Source organism: Leptospira montravelensis, assembly GCF_004770045.1.
In the GTDB taxonomy this organism is placed as follows: domain Bacteria; phylum Spirochaetota; class Leptospiria; order Leptospirales; family Leptospiraceae; genus Leptospira_A; species Leptospira_A montravelensis.
The window spans coordinates 160085-180778 of the sequence record NZ_RQFO01000001.1 but is presented as its reverse complement, the minus strand read 5'-3'; the positions used below and the strand labels follow the sequence as shown (position 1 = coordinate 180778).

Below are 20694 nucleotides of genomic sequence, written 5' to 3'. Positions count from 1 at the left end.
TGCTCCCTATGGGTCGCAAGTCTGTCATTTCGCGAACAATTGGTGACTAGCGGTACTATTGGGTTTGCTCAATGGATTTTATTTTGTACATAAAAAAAGCCAACCTTGCGGCTGGCTTTTTTTATTGAGTTATAAGTGCTAACCCGGCAACGTCCTACTCTCCCATTGAGCAAACCCAATAGTACCGCTAGTCACCAATTGTTCGCGAAATGACAGACTTGCGACCCATAGGGAGCAAGGCTCGGACACTCGCCCGCGGAGCGGAAAAGCGAGTGGGGGTGGAAGTAGGACGTTGCCTCTGTTAGCACTCATAAACGATAGGAAAGCGTGGACTTAGGTTCACGCTTTTTTTATATGTGGCCGCGCTGTTTGGTCCGGCTGCCGTCCGCGACTCGCAGTAGCGGTCGCTGCCTCAAAAATAGAGCAAGGTGTCTTGCTCTATTTTTTCCGGCATTGTTGCCGGGTGGATTTATCACAAAACCAACATTTCTATGAAACAATTAGCTGCTCGTTCCCTACGGGTCACTGCGCAGCATTGCGGGTTAAAATCTTTTTCTATCTAATAATATAATTCTTTTTATCAATTTACAGTCGGTAACCAATCGTTCGCGAAATGGGTGAGGCTTTTCGTAAAAAGCCGATGAGCACTTGCGATTTTCCATTAAAAAGTTAGTATCGTTTGTTCCTAATCGTTTAGAAATGAATGATAGATTTATACAGTGAACCGTAATGATTACGGTTAGTTAATATAGATTCCTAATGAAGAATTTTATTATTATGGCATAGAAAATTTAAAGATTAGTAAGTATAATTCCTAAATTCGGATAGGAGTGTAATTATTTATAGGAAATGATTTTTTCGGACCTCCCTTTTTGGCCTAGGTATTCGCTTGCGTTTTTATTTGCTTCCATTTAAGTATTGCGAAGCGATGCATAATTTGATTCCAAGTGAAGTTTATTCTTCGCTGATTCTTCAATACTTATATGATGCTGTAATCGTTACAGATCTTGAATTTCGTATCACTAGTTGGAATTTGGCTGCAGAACGTATATATGGATACTCTGCCAAAGAAGTCATAGGCAAATCTGCAATGACTATTTTAAAAACTGTACAAAGTAATTCTACCAGAGATAATCGTATCGTAGAACTTCAGACAAACGGAATTTGGCAAGGTGAAGTATTCCAATACACTAAGCGTTCAGAAAGATTAACTATCCGCTCAGCCGTAAGTCTCTTGAAAGACAAATCTGACCAAACAATTGGGATCATTGCAATCAATCGCGATATTACGGAAGAAATCAAAATCAAAGAAGAACTTGTCGATAGTGAAGAAAGATTTCGGATGAGTTTTGATAACGCTGGTGTGGGCGTTTGTATTTTAGACCTAAACGGACAATTTATACGTGTTAATAAAAAACTAATAGCGATGTTAGGTTATGAAGAAGCGGAACTCCTGGGAAAAAAGACAAACGAGTTTGCATATGAAGATGATAAAATACTGTTTGATTCGTTTCGGGATTTAGCGCTCAGCGGATCCAAAGAAAATATAATATATGAAAAGAGATTTTTTTCAAAAGATAAAAGAATCCTTTGGTTTGAAATCTCCAACACCTTAGTGAAAAATAGAGACGGCGAACCATCTTATTTTGTTGTACATGTGAACGATATTTCTGGTCGCAAAAATGCGGAATTTCATTTGCGTAATGCAATTAAAGAGGCGGAAAGAGCGAATCAAGCAAAATCAGAATTTGTTGCCAATATGAGCCATGAAATTCGAACTCCGTTGAATGGTGTAATCGGTTTTAATGAGTTGTTATTAACTACAAACTTAGACACGGACCAACGAGAATTTGTGAGGAACGCAATTAGTAGTGCACATGGTCTTCTTGGAATTATCAATGATGTTTTGGACATCTCTAAAATAGAAGCGGGAAAGTTAGTTTTAAATGAAGTGACTTCTAATTTAAAACAAATCATTAATGATTCGTTAGGTGTTTTGCGTTGGAAGGCAAATGAAAAAGGAATTAATTTGAGGTTGGAAGCGGGAGAAGGTATTCCTGAGATTATATTGGTAGATGCAACCAGGTTACGCCAAATCCTAATTAACCTTTTAGGGAATGCAGTAAAATTCACAGAAGTCGGTGACGTAATACTGAAAGTAAATGCATCCGAAATCTCTTTTCAAAAAACAAAATTAGAATTCGTGATCAAAGACACCGGAATTGGAATCTCGGAAGAACAGAAGTCGCATTTATTCCAATCCTTCTGGCAAGGAGAAACTAATTCCAAGAGAAGATATGGTGGATCTGGGTTAGGACTAAAAATCACCAAATCTTTGTTAGATTTGATGGGTGGGGTTATTGAGGTTAAATCACAGGTCGGTGTGGGATCAGAATTTCATTTCTCTATCGAATGTAATTTTGGCAAAGAAAATTCAGACCTTGATTCGGGAGCTAACAATAATGTGCCAAACGAAGAGTTGGCGCAATACCGAGAATCTGTTTTGACTGATATCTCTCCCCATATATTAATCGTGGAAGATAATAAGATGAACCGTGAACTCTTAAAACGGATGATTCAAAAATACATTCCCAATGCTAAAATCATCGAGGCTGTGGACGGTTTGGAGGGAGTTCGATTCTTTCGCGAATTGATACCCAATTTAGTATTTATGGATGTCCAAATGCCTAACATGGATGGTTTGGAAGCAGCTACTGAGATTCGTAAACAACCTTCAGGTTCAAAGGTTCCCATCATTGCCCTGACTGCCGGTGCTTTGTATGAGGAACGGAAAAAATGTTTTGAAGTTGGAATGGATCAATTTTTGCCCAAACCGATTGATATTTTAGCACTCAATGAAATTCTATTCCATTATTTGAATCGATCCACACTCGAATAGAGTAGCAAAAACTTTCGAACCACTACACTTTGTCCAAAATGAGACGATTTCCCTTTTTAGCTTATCTTGGACCTGGACTTTTGTATGCCGGTGCCGCCGTTGGTGTTTCTCATCTTGTGCAATCCACTCGGGCGGGAGCAGTCTATGGTTATGGACTCCTCTTTGTTGTGATCTTTGCCAATTTGATTAAGTATCCGTTTTTTGTAGTTGGAACCAGGTATACGATTATAACGGGAAAATCGTTGTTAGATGGATACGAAGCCTTAGGTCGATTGCCTGTTTGGATTTTTTTCTTTATTTCAATCGGAACAATGTGTATCATTGTGGCTACTGTAACTCTTGTTACTTCAGGATTATTTTCTAATCTACTTGGTATTACCTTAGAACCGTGGATATTATGTGCCATCATATTGGTTTTCTGTTTTTTATTACTTGCCATCGGAAAATTTGCAGCTCTCGACGGACTCATGAAGTGGATTGTGGTTCTTTTAACCGTCTCTACCATTGTTGCGATGATTTTATCTTTTTATGCAGCTATCCCTAAATTGGAAACTGTAGGAAAAACATTTTCTATTTCTGAATTAGGTGACGTTGCTTTCTTAATTGCGCTAATGGGTTGGATGCCAATCCCAATCGAAGCAGCAGTATGGCAATCTGATTGGACACTTGCCAAAAAAACTCCCGATGGTAAACTTCCGCCAATGAAATATGCGATGATTGATTTTAACATTGGTTATATTGGTACTACATTACTAGCAGTTTGTTTTTTGGCATTAGGTGCAAACATGATGTATAATACTGGAGCAGAGTTTTCTTCTCAAGCTGTTAGTTTTGCATCCGAGTTAGTAAAATTATATACTACCGCAATTGGATCTTGGTCTTATCCTATCATTCTTATCGCCGCATTTTTCACTATGTTCTCCACTACGCTTACTTGTTTTGATGCCTATCCGCGAGTGGTCTCAAATGCAAGTCGGCGTTTATTTAAACCGCTAGAAAAAATTCCGAAAGAGAAACTTTACTGGTATTGGATTACCATCGTGGGTGTGGGTGCTATTTTAATTTTAATGTTTTTTAGAACGAATATGAAGAGTTTGGTGGATTTTGCCACTACAGTTTCTTTTTTAAATGCACCTGTTCTTGCCCTGATCCATCATTTGATTTTATTTGGAAAAGAAATTCCTAAAGAAGAGAGACCAAAACCTTGGATGAATTTATTATCTTGGTTTGGAATTTTATTTCTTTTTGGTTTTTCCATTTATTATATCAATATCACCTTTCTTTAAAATATGAAGAGAGAAAAAACACATTCCATTTTTTTCTCTCTTTCTCCACTCCTTTATTTAACTCTTTCGATTCTATTTTTTCGATTTGTTTGGGTGGTTCCATTCCCTCATCCAATGGCATTGTTAGTTGCGGGGGTTTTATCTTTTCTGCAAAGAAGAGATCGAAAACTACTTTTTCTAAAATCAGCCTTCCGTAAAAATTTTCTCTCTGTATTACCTGCAATGGAAATTCTTTTCTTTGTAGGGATGCTCATTGCATCTTGGGCTTATGCGGGAGTATTGCTAGTTATGATACAAACAGGAATACTGTTTCTACAACCTGATTATTTTTTACCTTCCTTGGCAATCGTTTCTGCCATAGCTGCTATGGTTTCAGGTTCTTCTTGGACTACTGCGGGTACTCTTGGTGTTGCACTTATGGGTGTAGCAGAAGTAATATCTTTTCCTCAGGCAATGGCCGCAGGAGCCATTGTGAGCGGATGTTATTTTGGCGATAAACTATCTCCTCTATCGGATACAACCAATTTGGCTTCGAGTCTAACACATGTTCCTATTTGGTCACATATAAGGCATATGCTAAAGACAACTTGTATTAGTTTTGGAGTGGCTATTTTTGGATTTTATATTCTGAATCTGTATGTTTGGGATGTGAATCGGGTTTATGATTCCACTTTGCAATCAAATCATTTATTACCTGAGGTTACTCACCAAATTTCCTGGTTAAAATTCATTCCGGTCATTTTGGTATTTGGATCCGCATTATTTAAGTTACATATTAGAATTTCATTGGCACTTGGAATTGTATCTGCCATTACATTTAGTGTAATGGAATCCGGTTTCCATTTAGATATTGTTAGGACATTAGTGTTTGGATTTGAATCTCATTCAGGAAATGATGTATTGGACCGGTTTTTAAGTGGAGGGGGAGTTGTTGCCATTTTACCGACCGAAATTTTAATCTTCGCTGCTGTTTGGTTTGGTGCTGTAGTGGAAGGTTACGGATATTTAGCGGAAATTTTAATTCAGATTAAAAACTGGGCCAAAGATCGCTCGGATATTTTATTATCTACAATGGGCACCGCTTTTCTTTTAAATATGGTGACTGCAGACCAATATTTATCATTAGTGATTCCTGCTCGCGCTTTCCGTAGTCTTGCGGAAGAAAATGGAATCCCAGAAAAGGATATCTCACGTTCTTTGGAAGATTCTGGAACCATAACTTCCCCACTTATCCCTTGGAATAGTTGCGGTGCTTTTATGTCTACATCGCTTGGGGTTTCGGTGTTTTCTTTTTTCCCATTTGTTTTCTTTAACTTATTTCATATCGTTCTATCTGTATCACTCTTAATCATTTCCAAAAAAAAACTAAAAGTTCATAGTTGAACTTACGAAGTTCACATAACAGATAATCAATGCTACAAATCATAAGTAATGTAGTATCATTATTTTTCGGATGAATTATAAATTCCTCTCATGTTGCCAAAAATATTAGATGAAAAAATTTTACCTTTAATCGAAGAAGCTCGTGTTTCTAACGACCCTAACATTGTAAAAACACAATTACCTATTTGGATGGTGGATCGTCTGGCCAAAAAAAGAAAAATTACGGAAGATGAAAGCTGTGAAATGGTAGTTACAATATTAGAAGTATTCTCAAAAATGTGGACTCTTAGTTTAAATTATCATATAACGAATGTTCTTGGTTTTTTTGTGACATACGCCTTTAATCAATACCGAAATCGATTTCGTAGGACAGAGATTTCTGAGACAGGGGAACTTTATTTGCAATTGTGGAACTACGACCAACCTGCAAATGAGGAAATTCCTTCGGAAACTTGGGAAGGATCAAATCCAATAAAAGCGGAATTGGAAAAATTGCCAACGTTAACCGCCTTAGTTTTGTCCTTACAATTTGATTTACCGATGAAACAAAATTTAAACCAACTCCTTCATTGGAAATTACGCGAAACCAATCAAGATGTGGAAACATTCTTTCGTGAGTTAGAAGAAAAACGATTTCGACAACGCCAACTGTTAGCTCGACTCTCTGGAATGATCACTCGGTATACCAGAAAACTTTACGAAGTTTCCGATCCAAATCGCAGAAATTGGTATCTCAAACAAAAGAAAATTTGGATTTTAAGAAGGGTAAGAGCTTGTGATCGTAGTTTTTTATCCGAACGTGAGATTGCAAAGTTATTAGGAATTTCTAGGAAGGCAGTTCGCAATCATTTGTCTCAGGGAAAACATGAACTCCGCAAAGCTGGTAAAGAATTATTGCACTATGCATAAAAATTTGCTTTACATTCGGTAAAATCGAAGGAATTTAATGGCAACACCACCTTCCGAAGGGTTATGAAAATCAAAGTTACTAGCAAAAACGACGTGCACATCATTAAAATTGAAGGTGCCATCAAAGCCGGAAATGAGTTCGAACTATCTGAAAAGATTGAACAGTACATCAAAAAAGGCCAAGTCCCTAAATTTATCATCGATTTGAAAAAGGTTCCTTTTATCAACTCTGCTGGTTTAGGAACGTTTCTCAATATTTACAAACATATTGATGGCCTGAATGGTAGACTTGTATTTGCGAACTTAAATTCCGATATCGAGAACCTCATGGAAATCACAAAACTTTCTAGTGTTTTCGAAATCTATAAAACTCTGGAAGAGGCCGAAGACTCCTTCGAATACTAATCGCACGAGGCGATTCTACTGATGAATCCAATCCTGAAGGTAAGTTTAGGAGTCGCCAAAACAAAAACCTTTCGTTGGTTTCTCGTTCTTTTTCTCCTCTACAAATCTATATTCAATGTCTTTACGGCTGACCTGTTAGTCCCGCGACTTTTTTCCCATTTTACAATGGGAAAAATGGAGGGTAACTTCCGTTGTTTCTCCCTTTTTTTTGGAATTGAAATCGAAGATTTCCGTCTGTCTCCAGGGTTCCCTTTTGAAAAAACTCATTTGATGGAAGCAGGACGGATTCGTCTACGTTACAATCTCCCTCTTTTGTTTTTTGGAAAAATTAAAATCACAGAAATTGGACTCCAAAATGCCAAAATCTCTTTGGAAGAGCGTTCAGGGAAATGGAACTTTGCTTCCATAGTCAAACCTTCGGAAACTCCAACACAGGTTCCGCCAGAAGACCCAAAACCACCGCTTACGGAAATCAAAACCTATCTTCCGCTACAAGCCAGTGTTACAATTAATATAGATAAACTTTCCTTCCAAATAAAACGTGATACGGGTTCTCTCCATTTTTTCTCCATCCAAGATCTTTCCTTACAAACGGAATTAGAGTCCAATCGGTTTACGAAAATCCCTTTTGATCTTTCTGCACTAAACCAAATCGATCATATTTTGTTATCTTTGAATGCAACCAATCCCATCCCTATCGATTTAGATTCAGCACAACTTAGGTGGAAACAAACCATTCCTCTATCTTTAAGGTTTGAATGGGATCGAACTGTTTCTCCTGAGATGTTTTTATTTACTACTGATATTGGAAAAGATGATCTTTTGTTAGAAGTTCGTGGTAAACCAGTACAGTTAGGATTACGCCTGTTATCTGATATTCATTATGACAATCTATTGGACCAAGTAGGGATAAATCAGTTTGATCTTAGAGTTTTAGGACAATCTTGGATGAGTTTGTCCGGTACTGTCAAAGATGTATCAAAGGATACGCCTAAAGTAAATATTGTTGTTGGAAAATCTAATATGCAATTGACTTCGTTCCAGAAGTCCATTGACCAATTGAATGGCATTGTTCCTGAAATGAAATTATCGGGAGACCTTTCTTTGGAAGGAACTGGGATTCGAGGGGATTGGAAAAATGCGAATGCAAATTTAAAATTAAAAACTTCGCTACTATATTTAAAAATTGGAAAATCAAAGGCACATTCTTTACCTTCTGCTTTTCTAGATATTAGTTCTCAATTAAACTTGGCGGAGACAAAACCATTATCTGCGGAAAAACCTTTCCCTTATATAAAATCTATAAAAATTTCGCCTTCACATATTGATTATAATGGAGCTACAATATCATTATTTGGCGAATATTTTGATTCTAAAGGATTAGATTTTAAGGTAAATATAGATAAATTACAGTTAGGTGAATATGTTTCAGGTCTTGGTGGAAAACTGCAAATGGACCTAGGATTGACTGGAGAATCATTTCATTCTTTATCACTGCAAACAAAAGCGAAAATAGATGGGTTTCGATATCAAATAGACCGTTCCAGGTCTCCTTCTTCTTACCTTGGTCTAGGTTTAAATGCTACATTAATATTTGATCGTCCTTTTGGATTATCTCTGGTTAAAATTTCTGATTTAAACTTGGAACAAAAAACCATCTCTGGTAATAAAGCATTAGAGTTAGATTTAAAAGGAAATTTACAAACAGGGCAAAATCTGAATGTCAGTTTGCAGCCGTTAGGTTTGCACGTTTATACTCCCAATTTACTTTTGGTGTTACCATTAGTATTAAAAGAAAAAATCTCACCTATTCAGAACTTTCTTGGAAACCATCCAATCTTAAAGCTTAATGCTCGTTACTATGCATCTGGTTCTACAAAAAAAATTAATGCAGGTATACGCGCCGAATTGCCAGGATTGGAAATTAAAGATCTTAATTTAAAAGCAGATTTGGCCTTATCGGGTAATGAAACTAACGAAATCATTATCAATACTTTAAAAATGAATGCATTCGGTGGGATATTTAACTTTGCTGTAAATGGTAAGTTAAATAAAAATTCGAAACCAAAACCGCCGTTAGGTCCTTATTTCGGAAATTTAGATTTAAAGTTAGGCTTGGTATCAGCAAGCCAACAATACCTTGCCAAAGGTCTCAGTTTCCAAGGTGATTTAGGTTTAAATTTATCAATTCGTGATTATGACATTAATGGAGAATTTCATTCAAAAATTCCAATTTTATCGTATACCAATCAAAAATGTCCTGGTGAAAATTGTAAGGCTTATGTATTAGAGGAAGTCATTGCGAAAATACCAATCCAACATAATTTAGCGAGAAATAATGAAGATAGTTTGATCGTTGGTGATAAATCTATATTCATAAAAAATTATGGTCGAAACAATCCACCTAACTTAACCGTGGGACAGGTGCTTGGAACTCATCCAAATATTCCCAATTTGCCATTTGAATATATCAAAAGACAAAAAGATGGTCCCGGGCTTTCTGCATTTATAGAATACAAAGAAAATTATGCAAACATAGAATCCTTACGTTCCTATTCTTTAGATGGATTGGTGTTAGGGAAAAATATGGTTTTTAATTTGGGCAATTTGGACCCTAAATCAATGGAATTTCGTGGTAACTTTCTGATTAGAGATATTGATTTAAAACAATTGATGGCTCCGAAAGTTCGAGATAAAATTGACGATGGTAAATTAAAGGCCGATCTTAATATTTCTGTCAGAGATTTGAGTGAGCCTGTTGCCAATTTGGATTTATTTTTTTCCATCTTTCAAATTGGTCGTGATTTCGGTAAAAGTGCTTTAAATGTTATCTCTCCACAAAACTTTCTAATAGATCGTATAACAGATAGTTATTCAATAAATAAGATTGATGTTTCCCTATCTAAGGGACTTGTCTATGCGGATGTATACTTCAATCGGTCATTTTTGTCTTTATTAATTAATCTTGAAGATGGTAAAATTTCTCAGCAACGAATGCCGCTTGCAAACTTTTTGAAACGTGCACAAAGCGAAATCCAAACATACCAAGAGTGAGGTATTTATGAAACGTCTTGTTTTTCTTTTTTTAATGTTGGGCTGTAAGTCCATAGTTGATTTAAAAGTTCCACCTATCACAATTACTAATGCGCAAACTGCTGCCGAAAAACAAATGGTAGGTGAGGATCGTGAGCTGGAAAAAGAAGGTTGGATGATTGCTTCCATTCAGTCTTCATCGAATGGAAGGTCTAATCGCGAGAAGTCTGCAAATGATGATTCAGATCCTGAAATTAAAGCACATAGAATTCGATTGAATTATTTATTGCCTGAAGTTAAGCAGTACAAACTGCACGGTATTGTTGGGGAAACTCCTGCTGGATTTATTAAATTAAATCCTTTGGGTTTGAATTTACCTACATATTCTCAATATGAAATTCCGGCAAAACGTAAGCGCGTAGAGGATGTGATTGTTTTTTTGAATGAGTCTAGAAAGGCTATCTGGGAAAAAGAAGTTCAGAATCAAAAGAAAAGAGGGAAAAAGGAAGAAGAATTAATCAAATACAAACAGTCGCTAATGGAAGAATATTATAAATCTGTATCAGCAGGTGAGTATTTTGAAACTATTTCTGGTAGATGGGAGAAATTGCAATGAAACCTTTGAGGCGGTTTCTTTTTCTATTAATACTTCTTTTCCCAATCGTTTTCGTTCATTGTGTTTTGTTTCAAAAAACTGTTAAAATGACGAATGTTGATTTTGACTATTCGGCTATTTCGAAAAACTATTTTTCTCCTACACAATCAAAACCATTTCCTTTGACAGTTCAACGTGGAAATAACATATATAATTCGACCACAAAAGATGGGAGGTATTTATTTTATGCTACGGATCAGAAAGGTAATTTTGATATTTGGTTTCGGGATTTAAAAAGTTCTATTGTCGTACCTGTAACTAATCATCCATTTTCTGAAACTAAACCTTCGATTTCCCCAAATGGTAAATACTTAGTATTTGTTTCTGAAGAGTTTGATTCAGAGGGGGATTTGATACTTTTGCCAATCGACATTGAGGAGTGGACCCGCGAGTTACTCAAGGGAAATCGTTTCATTGATGATAACTTTGTTAACTTAACAAACCAACCAAATAAAAAAGGTGAATATACAAAAGGGATTATTGATACAGATCCTGTTTGGTCTTCTGATGGTGAGACTATCTATTTTATTTCGGATAGATTTACGCCTGGTTTGCCAAATCTTTGCGCCTTAAAATTGAAAAATCCAAACCAAGTGATTCAAATTACATCCAACGGTGCAAGTTCTCCTTACGTCTCTTCAGATGGTAATATTATTTATTTTATATCGTATTTTGAAGATCCAAAGGGTGAAATTTACAGTATTAATCTTAATAACTCTATCATCCAAAGAATTACTACTAATGCATATCTCGATTTCTCGCCTACAGTAGATTCTAAATCAAAGAATTTATACTACGCTTCCATTCGAAAGGATACAAATCAAAATGGAAAACTAGATGAAAGAGACCATAGTGTATTGGTAATGATGAATCTAAAGACAGGGGAAGAACGTATTTTGTCTTCTGGTGAAACATCCAATTTTGATGTTCGTTATTCTAATTTTAATGGTGGATCCATTCTCTTTTCGGCATCCTATTTTAATGCTATTAATATTTATTTTATTCCAGAAAACGGCTCTATTCCCAAACAACAAAACATTACTGAACAGTACCAGTATGCAAAAACTTTTACTAGTGGACAAAGTTTAGAAGCTTACTTTCTTGCTTTGGATTCAGTTGAGTTGTTTTATTCAGATGATGTTTTGTTTCCGCTTTATTCCGTTCGAGTAGCTGTTTTGAAATATACTTCTCTTCTTAGAGTTGGGAAAAGGGACGAAGCAAAAACTTTTTTAGATACCTATCGCAATCGTTTGAAAATAGAACCTAACAAGAATTATTTTGCACATTTACTCTTAAATTGGGAAGAATCAAAACGTTCAGATAGAAAATTTAATTTAATTAATGAGATAAATTCGGTCCCGCATACAAAATGGACCAAAGATGCAGAGCCGACTTTGTATCATATATATGCAGATGAATTGGAAAAGGATAAAAAATACTCACAGGCATTTGAATCCTTAAAGTTGATTTTTGATAAATTCCCTGACTATCATCAAATCGACGAAATTAAGCGAAGGTTAGGTGGGTATGAGTTTAAACCAAATTCATTAAAGTTATCTACATTATATCAAGAGATGATTTTAGAATGGGAAAAGGAAAAAGCCAGATACTTATCTGATCCTTCTGCAACCTTTTCAAACGATAAAAAAAGGGATCTTCGTTTTCTATTGGAAGATGTAATTCAAAAAATATCTGAAAATCGAAATAGCGAAACTCTGATTTCACATTTAGATTTAATTCTTTCTGAACCTGAAACTAAAAATATATCGCAATATTTAGTTGCATTGAAGTATTTAAAAGCAAAAGCACTTTCAGATGTACGTATGTTTAATGAATCCAATGCAATTTTGGATTCAATTATTCCAATTCCTGTAAACATTGATTTGGAACCTCCTGGGAAACCTTCAGTTTTTGAAACTCCAACATATATAGCTGAATATAAAACCCCTATTTTGTTGCGTGCAAATTTATTGAAGTATTATAACCAAAAAGCTGCTGGTAATACGACAGATGCACTTCGTAATTTGAAAATATATTTGGAATTCTATGATCCAATTTTGGGTGTTGATTTAGGGGAAGAAGATATACAGAGTGCTTTCTTCTATTTTGAAAATAAAGCAGTTGAGTTTGAAAGAATAGGGGATCTTTTGCAATCCTCTTTTCATTATTTTTTCAACAACCAAAACATGTTCCTCGTTAAAACAAGAAATTTGTATTTAGATTCTTTATATAAGGAATATGCAATTTATTACCAACGTAAGATGGTTGATACCATTTTTCGTTTTGGAAAAAAGATTCGTGAAGAAGAAGAAAGAGCCCTTTTAAACCAATTAAATATTTTAAGTAAGGACAAGTTGAATGTTGTTGGAAATTTATCTGGTGTAACTTCTATCTTAACTGATAATGAACTCCTTCGAGGAGTCGTTGATATTAAAGACTTCGAAAAAATAGAAGTTTTATCCGAAAAAGCTCTTAGTTGGACAGAGTTATACTACAAACAGGCAGTCCCGAGAGCGAGACCATATTTAGATTTAGCAACTCTTTACGGATATTCTTATTATCTAATTAACAAATATGTAACTTTCGAGTCCTATTATTATTCGACAGGAACAATGACGGATGTTCGTAAAACGGAAATTTTAGAAAATTTTAAGCGAGCAGAGTTAGAACTTCGTTGGATCATTTATGCGGATCCAACACATTATGATGCATACCAATTACTTGGATGGTTATATCAATATGTTGATTTAATTAAAATGCAGAAAAATCCTAAGTCTGGGGAAATTGATTCTGAAGTTTATGAGAACCTTTATAAAAAGTATTTTCCTGATAAAAATTTAGAAGCAAACATTGAACTATATAATCAAATATTAGTTTTCTTAGGTGAAGATTATCGGGACCGAAAAGTTATTTCTGATCTCAATTTAAATTTGGGTAATAATTATTTTCTATTGAGTAACTTTCCTAAAGCTAATGAAAGTTATAAAAAGGTAGAAGATGTTTCTCTTTTTCTTTCAGTAAAAAACCAATTTGAAGGATACAAACAGGAAGCTATTTATCGTTTTAATTATGGTAAATCTTTGATTTACCAAGGTCAGTATAAAAAAGCATCTGAACAATTTTCCAAATCTATAGATATATATTTCAAAAATGAATATTATCAATCGATTAACGATCATGCTTCGGATCCGAATTCGATTACATTAAGCAAATTAAATGCAATACGTTCTAAATTGGCATTATTATTTTCTTTGAAAGGATTGTCCGAATTAGAATTCGGAAGTTATGAGGAGTCCATTGCTTCGTTTCAGACCGCAATCGCTTATAATAAAGATGTACGATTTATTAGTCCTGTCAATTTGGCTAATTATTTAGCAATCGCATTTCAGAAAAGTGGCCGTTTTCGTGACTCCTACCAAATGTTAAATGTGGCTGAAAATGAATATAAATCTAACCAAGAATCCTTTTTGCAAAGATACAAAAAATGGAGCTTTTGGAACGTTATTTTCGGTGATAATCTAAGAGTCATTGGAGATGGCAGATTTCCCGGAGAATTTCCTAATGATTTTAAATACCTTCTAACACTGGGAATACGAATAGAGAATCATATTGAACAAGAAGAATATACAGCTGCGTTATCTGAAATAAAAGCTAGAAATGAATTGATTACTTCTAAGAGTTTAGATGATACGATCATCGGAAAAAATATTCTTGCAAAATCAAGGCAAGTTGAGGCGCAAATATTTCAAAGAAGTGAGTTGCAGGAAGAGGCAGTAAATCATTATCAAGAATTGGTAGCGATCCTTTTGGATAATCCTTCAAACAAAGGTTTTGAAAAATTATTTCAAAATTATGGTTATTCCATTTTCTCCTTACAAGAATCCGCCGAGTTTTCATTACGAACCAAACGTAGATTATTAAACCAGTTTTTTAATCATCTTGATTCTTGGAAAAAAAAGGAAGTTTCAAATTGTGCTGAAATCCAAGATTCTTGTGTAAATCGTTTTAGAATTGATAATCCCCAATTTGATATAGTTTTTGGTACTGCACTTTATTATGAATCACTTCTTTTAGAAAAAGAAGGAAAAGACTATCAAACAATCTTAGCAAAAGCTTCAGAAGTATTGGAAACTCCAGGCCTTGTTGATCCTCGAGTTATTGGTTTAACGAATGATCCAATTTCTAGACATACTAGAGTTCGTATCCAGTTAAATTTATATTCCATTTATATGAAGTTAGGTGATTCTCTTCTGGCTGAAAAAAAATGGAAAGAAGCATCTGAACTTGCATATGAATTTCGTTTGGACGAAGAAATGTTTTGGGCCAATGTGCAAAGATTTAAGTGGGAACAACTCCAAAATAATACAGTTAGAAATACGAATTATTTGTCATACGGTAAAGAGGCCTTTCAAACTTACCAATTAAACCTTGGTGTTCGGCTTTTTTCTCCAAAACATAGATTGGTTGATTTTTTGGAGTCATATTCGGAATCCCAATTAGAATCCCGCCAAACTAAAAACCTAGTAAATCATTGGGAAAATTTTAGAAGTTTGGAATTGTTTAGAGATTTAATTTCAGCTCAATTTGAGTTTGAGGATTCTAAATCCAATTTATACTATCAAGATTTAATCAAGTGGGTAAAAGGATATAGAAAACTTACAAATACCATTTCCGAAAAGGCATTAAAACGAGAGCCGGTTGTCAATTCTCTAAAACAACAAGTTACTGAAATTCAGAATTTAGATAACATCATTGATAAACTAAAGAATGTATCACCAGAACGTTCCGCATTTTTAGAACCAAAACGTTTAGGAAAAGATGAATTTTTTAATGGTTGGATTGGTTTTTATCCAACGGAAACTGCTTTATATTTTTTTCAAACGCAACAAGGAAAACTGCAAACAACAATTTGTAATTCAATTTCTCAAATTAGCGATTGTATACCCAAACAAACTGAATCCATTCCGAAAATTCAAATCCTTGGCCCAAAATCGAATGGAGACTTGATTCGAGGTATTGCAAAAGAATATCATAAAGTAAATTCCTTTCCTGTGCTTATATTTGATCGAAGCCATAATGATATATTTTCGGAAAGAAATGAACGGCGCCTGAAATGGGTTACTACTTATGGAGATACAGAAAAAAATAAACAAGATAAAAATGTGCGGAATTTACCTTCTGGAAACTTAGGTGTATATCTTTATGATACGGATTATTTAGTTACAAAACGTTCAATTGAGAAACAAACAAGTTTATTTGGCGATGAAAAATCCCATGTGTTTCCGTTACGTGAGATTTTCCAAGGGAGTGGAACTGAAATTTCAGTCATAGGGCTGGAAGATTCCAATTTCCAAACTCAAAAACAATGGAATTTAATCAGTAAAATATATGAAGTTTTACGTTCTAAAAGAATTCAGAATTTAGTTTCGTATCATTCGCAAAAAAAAGAAGATTATTCTTCGATGAGATTAGACCTTTTCGCTAAAGATCCGAATCGTTTGTTGATTGGAAACTGGAAAGAGTTTTTTATTCCGCAGGATGGTTTAAGTGAAAGAGCAAAGGAGTTTATTCGTCTTGGTTTTCAAAAAGAAAAATCCAAAGAATTTGCTGATGCATATGAAAATTATTATACCGCATCTACTCTGTTAGATGACGGAGATATGGTTTTGCCTTCTCTTGAACTGAAGTTGGCAAAAATAAAAACCGAAATATTTGCCAATGTTTCAAGGCATTCAATTTTTCAGCCACTTTGGATCAAATATGCCAAGTCTACTTTTCAAAACCAGATCCGATATGAATATTTAGTTTCCTGTCTTTCTTCAAAAGACAAGGAAGATTGTAAATACAGCTCATCAGATTTTATAGGTAAGGATAAAGATTCTTATTTGGGTGCGTTAGATTTTTATGTTAATCTTCGAATTGGATCGGTAAAAGACCTTGCTGAAAAAAATGAACTTAGATCCAAAATGGAATCTACAGAAGATCCTTTTTTACAAGCCTACAGGTTAGGGACATTATACATCCAAAACTATATGTTTTATGAAGCAGAATCAGAAACTAAAAAATTGGGCCTGCTTGCGAAAACAACCAAGGAAAAGTCCGTTGTTAAAAATCGTATTTTGGAAATATACTTTCATAAGGGTTTTTTCTTAGGTGATAAGGATATTTACTTAACGCCTCTTAACTCAACATCTGCCTATAACTATGGATTTAAAAAGGATTGGAAAAATTTTGATGAGAAAATCCTTTCACGTGATTTTACTAAATTCGGATATTCTGATTCGATTTATGATTCATATAGATTGAAATTATATTCGGCTTGGAAAGATCAACTTCAAAGTGGATACTTTGAGGTCATGTCATTGACTCCTGAATACCTAACTAGTGGTGAATCGGTTCTTACCAAACTTTCTCATTTAAATAGGACACTTTTTTTTCATTTACTTTTAAGTTCAGTGCCTTTCCAAAAAAATAAGGAAGTGAGTTCTTTGGTAGAACTTTTAATTTCCGAGGAATTAAACGAAGGACGAAATTATCGTACTTTGTTTTTTAGATTGGAGCTGGCAAAAGCTTTGTTACTTCGTGGTGAATGGGAAATGGCAGATTCTCTCGTCGCAAAAATCCATTCTATGGACAAAGAATTAGGTGCAGGTAATCAATTTTGGCAAGAAAGGTGGAACGACTTTAAGTGGAAACGTGATTTTCTTAAAAATCAAACTTCAACGGTTTCTCTTTCTAGTCCGTTTTTGAAAGTATTCCACGAAGCTAAATCTAAGAAACCTGAAGAGTTTGTATCTATTTTAAATGAATTTAATAAAAGAAATAAAGCTGAATATTTAAGTCCTGAACTGAAGGAAGAGTATGAGTTTTTATTTCATTTCCTACTCCAACAAAGTTTAGAAAAGAATAGTTCGGAAAGTTTTTTTGATTTAGCTCTGGCTCGGGAAATCTTTCGTTATACTTCTACTCGTTTTTCGAATAACGAACTATATGTGAAACATATCCCAAATTTCGAAGTTTATTCGGAAAAATTAAAAAAGAAAATGGTTGGGAAGCAGGAGTTTCATGGAATTTTTGATCTCGGTAAAAAAACTTATTTATTAAGTTTTGCTTCTGGCAAGTCGCTCGGTCGAGAGATGTTTTCTGATAATAAATCCATATATAGAGAGTCAGTAAAATATTTCCGATCTGCAGAATCAGATGGCCAGGAAGTGATATTACGTGAATCTTTAGCCGATAAATACCGGACTAGTTTGCGATTCAATAAGGCTAACCGGCATTACATTTATAGCTCTGGACTCCATGCAGTTGTTCCAATGGTTTTGCCTGATACTGAATACTATTCTGTTGCTTCTGTTTCCGATTTTCTATCCAACCCTGCAATAAAATTTAATTCAATTGCACCCAAAAAGCCTGAGGTATCAGTATTTAGTTGGAAGTCTTCATTAGAAAATGAAATAAGTGCAGGTCTCACATTGTGGGAGACAAATGGTAAACGGGATGGTTTATCACCGTTTCAAGTTGATTTTACCGAGATTGGCTGGTGCCAAATTAATTATCTTTGCATTTCTGAAACGCCACTATTTGAGGTAACGGGCAAGAACGTTAATACTGCAAGAATTTATGCGAACCAAAGAATTGGAAACTCCACACAATACACGAATGATTTTGGCGGAGTGGCATATTATTTAGCCAAGGGGAATACCGGTTTATTTGTGTTACATTCAGGAATACAAACAGGAGTTCATAACTTGTTTTTCCTTAAAGAATTTTTGAAAGCTGGTGATTTGCCAAAACCGTTGTATGTTCGATTATCAGAAGGCAAAGAAGCCGCTAGGAATTCCGCAATCGATGATCGTTATTGGATGGGTTATAAGCTATATACATCGGCTATGATCGAAGATTAAAGTGTTTCATTAAGAAACTGTTGGCGGGTTTCTTCTGGCATTTCAAAGAGTTTTTTTACTTCTTTATGAAATTGTCGAAAATCCCCGCCAGTATTTATAAATAAAGATTCAAAACTCACCTCTCCTGAATGGTATCGTAAGGCACCTAAAAAATCTTCGTTATTCCATTCACGTGACAAAAACTCTTTTGCTTTTTCCTCTGGAACCAGTTTTTTTTGGATCACTTCTTCTTTGAATTTAGCAATAATAGATCGTTTTTGAATCCTTTTATTATCCGTGTTTACATCGGAACCATAAAGAGTTTTTAATTCGTCTGCATATTTTTGTAAAAGTTTTATGGTAACTTCTCTCTTTAGTTTCTCTTTTTTAAATTTTTGTAAGTTTGTACTACTTTCTCCTTCTTTTTCTGTGTAGTATCTTTCTATCCCTTTTTCTTCCACATAACTTGCGTATGATTCATTTAAAGTTGAATCTCCCGGTAAATAAACAGTTGCATGTGCCATTTCATGGAAAACTAGACCAACAAGCCTATGGTCTGGCCAGCTAAGTTGTGGTGAAAGGACTGGATCCGAAAACCAACCAAGTGTCGAGTATCCGCCTATGACTCGTATACGGGTATCGTAACCTTCCGCTTGTAATTCTTTTTCAAGAGAGATTGCCATTTGTTTATCAAAGAATCCTTTGTAGGGAACGGTTCCTGCTATGGGGAACCACCATGTGTAAGCTTTTAGCTCTAAGGCTTCGGAAGCACTTACGTTCCAACCTATCTCTTCTCTATCTAATTTAGTATAGTATTCGAAACCACCTTTTTCATTTAGCGCTAGTTCCCCGATGGCAAAATTTCTGGCTTCCTGAATTAAATTTAATTTTTGTTTTGTTTTTAAATCCAATCCTGGTAGTTTTAGAATATCTTCGATTTTTTCACGACCCAGGATGATGGAAGATTGTTCCTTACCTAAATGAAATAAATACGGTAAACACCCAGAAAGAAAAATGGGGAAGAATAAAATCGTAAAAATTCTTGGAATCTTTTTGGTTCGACAAGGAAGGGGAATCGACAAAAGTGGAAAGGGTTTTGGCATTCTATGGAAAGAAAAACTTCGATTCCGCCAGTCGTCTACATTAACTTTGCCTTAGTTTTTGTACTTTTGTTCGCTATCTTCTTTCCTGAAATTCGGATGGCTGTCACAAAACTGTTTGCGTCCCCAAAACCAATCTCCTCAAGCAAACAAAGCCAGGCCATTCAGATCCAATCCAGTTTCCGTAATGTTTACCGCGAAGCCCAACAATTTGTAGTCTCTATACGGACTAAAAAAACCGAGATGATTTTTCATCCTTATGCTTTTGGTGAAAGTAGAGAAGACCGAATCTCTTCCATTGGAAGTGGGTTTATCATTGATGAGAGGGGGTTTGTTGTCACAAACTACCATGTCATCAAAAATGCAGAGATCATCGAAATTATCATGTCCGATGGGCGTATTTTTCCCGCTCGTTATATAGGTAGCCATGAAAGGGCAGACATCGCACTTTTGAAAATCCCAAGTAACGACCGTTTTACTCCCGCTTTTTTAGGAAATTCTGATGAAATCGAAGTTGGGGACTGGGCCATTGCTGTCGGTTCACCTTATGGACTCGAAAAAACTTTCACTGTGGGAGTGGTTTCCGCCAAGTCCCGTGAAGACCTAGATGAAACCGGCCAGACCCATATCCAAACAGACACGGCCATCAATCCTGGATCCAGTGGTGGACCTCTTCTCAATATTTACGGAGAAGTGGTGGGGATCAACCGTATGATTCGTTCTTCCTCTGGGGCCAGTGCCGGGATTGGGTTTGCTATCCCTATCAATTATGCCAAACGAGTACTTCGCCAAATCGAACAAAATGTAGGACAAAATATACGCCCGGCAACGCTCGGAGTTATGGCAACCGCGCCGCTGCCGGACCACCGGAAGTCGTTAGGAATCCCTGGGGAGACAGTGGGAGTTTTGGTTTATGATATAGAACCAAATTCTTCTGCAGAAAAAGGGGGGCTTAGGCGTTATGACTTTATTGAGGGGGCAAATGGTCTCCAAATCCGTCATATTAATGATTTACGCGAACAAGTGGGACTTGTGGGTCTCGGAGGCGTCTTACGGTTGAAGATATTACGGGATACCCAAGAGATGGAATTATCGATCCCTTTGGTCGAGGCCGCCTATAAAAAAGGCCAGTAAATTT

10 protein-coding genes are annotated in these 20694 nt (G+C 35.5%); 9 read left to right on the top strand and 1 reads right to left on the bottom strand.

Annotated elements, in window-relative coordinates:
- The first annotated feature begins 928 nt into the window (after positions 1 to 928).
- The 8 genes from EHQ31_RS00775 (at position 929) to EHQ31_RS00740 (ending at position 18477) form a co-directional block, all read left to right on the top strand.
- Complete coding sequence (locus tag EHQ31_RS00775) at positions 929 to 2899, top strand: PAS domain-containing hybrid sensor histidine kinase/response regulator (RefSeq protein ID WP_135570901.1); 1971 nt, start codon at positions 929 to 931, stop codon at positions 2897 to 2899.
- A gap of 38 nt (positions 2900 to 2937) precedes the next feature.
- Positions 2938 to 4185 carry an Nramp family divalent metal transporter gene (locus tag EHQ31_RS00770; RefSeq protein WP_135570900.1) on the top strand — a complete coding sequence of 416 codons (1248 nt, stop codon included), beginning with the start codon at positions 2938 to 2940 and terminating at the stop codon, positions 4183 to 4185.
- 3 nt (positions 4186 to 4188) lie between these two features.
- On the top strand, positions 4189 to 5568 hold the full coding sequence (locus tag EHQ31_RS00765) for a Na+/H+ antiporter NhaC family protein (protein ID WP_208652696.1): 1380 nt from the start codon (positions 4189 to 4191) through the stop codon (positions 5566 to 5568).
- A 90-nt stretch (positions 5569 to 5658) separates the two neighbouring features.
- Positions 5659 to 6477 (top strand): RNA polymerase subunit sigma-70, encoded by an 819-nt coding sequence (locus tag EHQ31_RS00760; protein ID WP_135570899.1) that lies wholly within the window; start codon positions 5659 to 5661, stop codon positions 6475 to 6477.
- 63 nt (positions 6478 to 6540) lie between these two features.
- Positions 6541 to 6882: an STAS domain-containing protein gene (locus EHQ31_RS00755; RefSeq protein ID WP_002989181.1), complete on the top strand. Its 342-nt coding sequence runs from the start codon at positions 6541 to 6543 to the stop codon at positions 6880 to 6882.
- Positions 6883 to 6903: 21 nt separating this feature from the next.
- Positions 6904 to 9936, top strand: a complete 3033-nt coding sequence (locus EHQ31_RS00750) for an LIC_11026 family protein (protein ID WP_135570898.1) — start codon at positions 6904 to 6906, stop codon at positions 9934 to 9936.
- Positions 9937 to 9943: 7 nt separating this feature from the next.
- Positions 9944 to 10531, top strand: a complete 588-nt coding sequence (locus tag EHQ31_RS00745; RefSeq protein ID WP_135570897.1) for a DUF1318 domain-containing protein — start codon at positions 9944 to 9946, stop codon at positions 10529 to 10531.
- A gap of 86 nt (positions 10532 to 10617) precedes the next feature.
- A complete protein-coding gene (locus tag EHQ31_RS00740) occupies positions 10618 to 18477 on the top strand; it encodes a PD40 domain-containing protein (RefSeq protein ID WP_135570896.1) in 7860 nt (2619 codons plus the stop codon).
- Here the strand turns inward: EHQ31_RS00740 and EHQ31_RS00735 are convergent.
- Positions 18474 to 19559 (bottom strand): aminopeptidase, encoded by a 1086-nt coding sequence (locus tag EHQ31_RS00735; protein ID WP_135570895.1) that lies wholly within the window; start codon positions 19557 to 19559, stop codon positions 18474 to 18476. The genes EHQ31_RS00740 and EHQ31_RS00735 overlap by 4 nt on opposite strands.
- A gap of 3 nt (positions 19560 to 19562) precedes the next feature.
- Between EHQ31_RS00735 and EHQ31_RS00730 the strand changes: the two genes are divergently transcribed.
- Positions 19563 to 20690, top strand: a complete 1128-nt coding sequence (locus EHQ31_RS00730) for a S1C family serine protease (RefSeq protein ID WP_135570894.1) — start codon at positions 19563 to 19565, stop codon at positions 20688 to 20690.
- Positions 20691 to 20694 lie beyond the last annotated feature (4 nt).